The 3,999-nt window shown below is 60.5% G+C and carries 4 protein-coding genes and 2 pseudogenes; 4 read left to right on the top strand and 2 right to left on the bottom strand.

The features are described 5' to 3' along the window. Nucleotides 1–14: 14 nt before the first annotated feature. The 4 genes and pseudogenes from KHQ28_RS28440 (at nucleotide 15) to selO (ending at nucleotide 3,401) form a co-directional block, all read left to right on the top strand. The gene (locus KHQ28_RS28440; protein ID WP_004175610.1) at nucleotides 15–566 is read left to right on the top strand and encodes a glutathione peroxidase; all 552 of its coding nucleotides are present in this window, start codon (nucleotides 15–17) and stop codon (nucleotides 564–566) included. Beyond that, nucleotides 566–1,315 carry a vitamin B12 ABC transporter ATP-binding protein BtuD gene (btuD, locus tag KHQ28_RS28435; protein ID WP_002909083.1) on the top strand — a complete coding sequence of 250 codons (750 nt, stop codon included), beginning with the start codon at nucleotides 566–568 and terminating at the stop codon, nucleotides 1,313–1,315. The genes KHQ28_RS28440 and btuD overlap by 1 nt, the downstream gene beginning before the upstream one ends. Nucleotides 1,316–1,396: 81 nt before the next feature. After that, nucleotides 1,397–1,845 (top strand): annotated as a pseudogene (locus KHQ28_RS28430) (NlpC/P60 family protein). A 113-nt stretch (nucleotides 1,846–1,958) separates the two neighbouring features. After that, complete coding sequence (gene selO, locus KHQ28_RS28425) at nucleotides 1,959–3,401, top strand: protein adenylyltransferase SelO (protein WP_032418828.1); 1,443 nt, start codon at nucleotides 1,959–1,961, stop codon at nucleotides 3,399–3,401. Nucleotides 3,402–3,430: 29 nt separating this feature from the next. Here selO and hemP read toward each other — a convergent pair whose 3' ends face one another. After that, nucleotides 3,431–3,610 (bottom strand): hemin uptake protein HemP, encoded by a 180-nt coding sequence (gene hemP / locus KHQ28_RS28420; protein WP_014343179.1) that lies wholly within the window; start codon nucleotides 3,608–3,610, stop codon nucleotides 3,431–3,433. 155 nt (nucleotides 3,611–3,765) lie between these two features. After that, nucleotides 3,766–3,999: pseudogene (locus tag KHQ28_RS28415) on the bottom strand (3-deoxy-7-phosphoheptulonate synthase); the annotation flags it as partial.

Raw genomic sequence — 3,999 nt, 5'->3', positions numbered from 1 at the left:
ATTGAGGACAGGCTATGCAACATGACATTCTGAATACCGAAGTGACGACCATTGATGGCGAGAAAACCACCCTGGCATCCTTTGCCGGCAAGGTGCTGCTGATCGTCAATGTGGCCTCGAAATGCGGCCTGACGCCGCAGTATGAGCAACTCGAGGATCTGCAAAAGCAGTTTGCCGCCGAGGGCTTCAGCGTGCTGGGGTTCCCCTGCAACCAGTTCCTCGGCCAGGAGCCGGGCAGTGAAGAGGAGATTAAGACCTTCTGCAGCACCACCTACGGCGTCACCTTCCCGCTGTTTAGCAAAATTGACGTCAACGGCGAACATCGCGCGCCGCTCTATCAAAAACTGATTGCCGCCGCACCGAAAGCGGTGGCCCCGGAAGGCAGCGGTTTTTATGAGCGGATGGCCAGCAAAGGCCGGGCGCCGCTGTATGTGGACGACATTCTGTGGAACTTCGAAAAATTCCTCATCAATCGCCAGGGCAACGTCATTCAGCGCTTCTCTCCGGATATGACGCCGGACGATCCGCAGCTGGTGGCGGCGATTAAAGGAGCGCTGGCGCAATAATGTCGTTTCTGATGCAGCTACAGGATGTAGAAGCGGCGGGGCGCCTGGCCCCGTTTTCTGCGGCCTTTCGCGCCGGGGAGATTGTCCATCTGGTGGGGCCGAACGGCGCAGGGAAGAGCACGCTGCTGACCCGCATGGCGGGGCTGTCCGACGGCCCCGGCACGGTTCATTTTAACGGCCGGCTGCTTGACGAGTGGCCGGCGAGGGAGCTGGCGCGCCGTCGCGGATATCTGAGTCAACACCAGACCCCGCCGTTCGCCATGCCGGTATGGCACTACCTGGCGCTGCATATGCAGCAGCAGGGTGATAGCGCCCGTCTGAGCGATATCGCGGCCAGGCTTGGTCTGGACAATAAGCTGGGCCGTCCGGTCAATCAGCTGTCGGGCGGCGAGTGGCAGCGCGTGCGGCTGGCGGCAGTGATCCTGCAGATCGATCCCTTGAGTAATTCCGCGGGTCAGCTGCTGCTGCTGGATGAGCCGATGAACAGTCTGGATGTGGCTCAGCAGGCGGCGCTGGATCGGCTGTTACACGAGCTGAGCGCGGCGGGGATTGCGGTGGTGATGAGCAGCCACGATCTCAACCATACCCTGCGCCACGCCGGTCAGAGCTGGCTGCTCTGCCAGGGGGAAGCCATCGCCTGCGGGGAGACCGCCGAGGTGCTGAATGAGGAAAATTTAACCGCCGCCTATGCGATCCCGTTCCAGCGCGTTGAGGTGGCCGGTCATATTATGCTCATCGCGTCACAGTAGCACGCAGTTATCTTGTCACTATATTGATAAACAAGCTAAATTATTGCGATAAAGAGACTAGGGACAGAGGGATCATCTGAAATGCGCTTCTGGTTCATGTTGGCGGCGGCGTTAATTTTAGCCGGCTGCAGCAGCCATCGGGCACCGCCGCCGAATCCTCGGCTGGCAGACTCCATTACGGTGGTGGCGAATCTGAACGAGCAGCTGNNCCGTATCGCTACGGCGGCATGACGCCGCGCGGCGTTGACTGCTCCGGCTTCGTGGTGCGCACGTTTCGCGATAAATTTGCCCTCCAGCTGCCGCGTGAAACCCGCGAGCAGGCGGAAATCGGCACCCGCATCGATAAGCGCGATCTGCTGCCCGGCGATCTGGTGTTCTTCAAAACCGGCTCAGGGGAGAGCGGTCTGCACGTTGGCATCTACGATACCGACAACCAGTTTATTCACGCCTCCACCAGCCAGGGCGTCACCCGTTCCTCGCTGGATAACGTCTACTGGAACAAAAAGTTCTGGCAGGCGCGGCGAATCTGACGTCATTCAGAAGCAAGAGGGAAGCGAACGCTTCCCTTTTTTATGCCGATAACCCTGCACTCCGCCCGTGTTAATCCGCTGTTCCAGGCACTACACTGGAGAGAGGAGGAACCATGACCCTTTCTTTTACCACCCACTGGCGGGATGAACTGCCGGACTTTTACACTTCCCTGTCACCAACGCCGTTGGATAACGCCCGACTCATCTGGCGCAACGCCCCGCTGGCGCAACAGCTGGGGGTGCCCGACGCCCTGTTTGCGCCTGAAAGCGGGGCCGGTGTCTGGGGCGGCGAAGCGCTGCTTCCGGGCATGTCGCCGCTGGCGCAGGTATACAGCGGCCATCAGTTTGGCGCCTGGGCCGGCCAGCTGGGCGACGGACGCGGGATCCTGCTCGGCGAGCAGCAGCTGGCGGATGGCCGCCGTTACGACTGGCATCTGAAAGGCGCCGGCCTGACTCCTTATTCGCGGATGGGGGACGGCCGCGCCGTGCTGCGCTCGACGATCCGGGAAAGTCTGGCGTCGGAGGCGATGCACGCTCTGGGGATCCCGACGACGCGCGCCCTGGCGATGGTGACCAGTGATACCCCGGTCTACCGCGAGCGCGTGGAGCCCGGCGCGATGCTGATGCGGGTGGCCGAGAGCCATGTGCGCTTCGGCCATTTCGAACATTTTTACTATCGCCGTGAGCCGCAGAAGGTCGAGCAACTGGCCGACTATGTTATTCGCCACCACTGGCCGCAGCTGCAGGATGAGGCGGACAAGTACCTGTTATGGTTCCGTGACATTGTCACGCGTACCGCGCAGACTATCGCCAGCTGGCAAACCGTGGGCTTTGCCCATGGGGTGATGAATACCGACAACATGTCGATTCTCGGTCTGACCATCGACTACGGCCCGTATGGCTTCCTTGACGATTTTCAACCGGACTTCATCTGCAACCACTCCGATTATCAGGGGCGCTACAGTTTTGAAAACCAGCCGGCGGTGGGGCTGTGGAATCTGCAGCGTCTCGCCCAATCGCTGTCGCCGTTTATCAGCGCTGAAGCGTTAAACGCGGCGCTGGATGAGTATCAGCACGCCTTGCTGACCGCTTATGGCCAGCGGATGCGCGATAAACTCGGCCTGTTCAGCCAGCAGAAAGGGGATAACGACCTGCTGGACGGGCTGTTTGCCCTGATGATCCGCGAGAAGAGCGACTATACCCGGACGTTCCGCCTGCTGAGCCACAGCGAACAGCTCAGCGCCGCTTCGCCGCTGCGCGATGAGTTTATCGACCGCGCGGCCTTTGACAGCTGGTTTGCCGGGTATCGTGCGCGGCTGCGTGATGAACAGGTGGACGACGCGCAGCGCCAGCAGAGGATGCAGGGCGTGAATCCGGCGCTGGTGTTACGTAACTGGCTGGCGCAGCGGGCGATCGAGCAGGCTGAGGCGGGCGATATGGGCGAGCTGGAGCGCTTGCATGCCGCGCTGGCAGACCCCTTTACCGATCGCGAGGACGACTACGTCCGCCGCCCGCCGGACTGGGGGAAACGTCTGGAAGTCAGCTGCTCGAGCTAACTTGCCTCGCCCCGCGTTCAGCGGGGCGCTTACTTGGTCAGAATTAACTTCCCGGCGTGGGTCTGGCGCAGCAGATAGCGCTGGCCGCCATGCTCAATCACTACTCGTCCTTCGCTGCCTAACAGAACCCGACTGCTGATCTCTCTGTCCGTCGCCACGGGATAAGGGGCATTGTCTTTTGGTTTTTCAGCTGTGGCAGTGTTATCCATACGCGTCATAGCTCTCAAAATAAAAATCAAGGCAACAATGATAATCATTATCAATAATGTTGTTTTTGACGGCAAGCGTTATTTATCGTGTTACCGGATTTGGTAGGGGAGTCAGCGAAGAGAATTGCCCGCCGCAGGCGCGGCGGGCGGAGCGGTTACAGGCGGGTGGCGGTGGCCGCAGCCAGCTCGCTCAATAATCTTTCGCTGTCTTCCCAGCTCAGGCAGGGGTCGGTGATTGACTGGCCCCAGGTCAACGGCTGGCCGGGGACCACTTTCTGAGTGCCTTCCTGCAGGAAGCTTTCGGCCATAATCCCGGCGATGGCGGTGGAGCCCGCGCGAATTTGCTGACAGATATCGGCGCACACCTCCAGCTGACGGCGGTGCTGCTT

Origin of the sequence: Klebsiella sp. 28 (assembly GCF_018223905.1) — a bacterium.
In the GTDB taxonomy this organism is placed as follows: Bacteria; Pseudomonadota; Gammaproteobacteria; order Enterobacterales; family Enterobacteriaceae; genus Klebsiella; species Klebsiella pneumoniae.
Note: the sequence above shows the minus strand (reverse complement) of the source record. Positions and strands in the feature narration are given on the sequence as shown.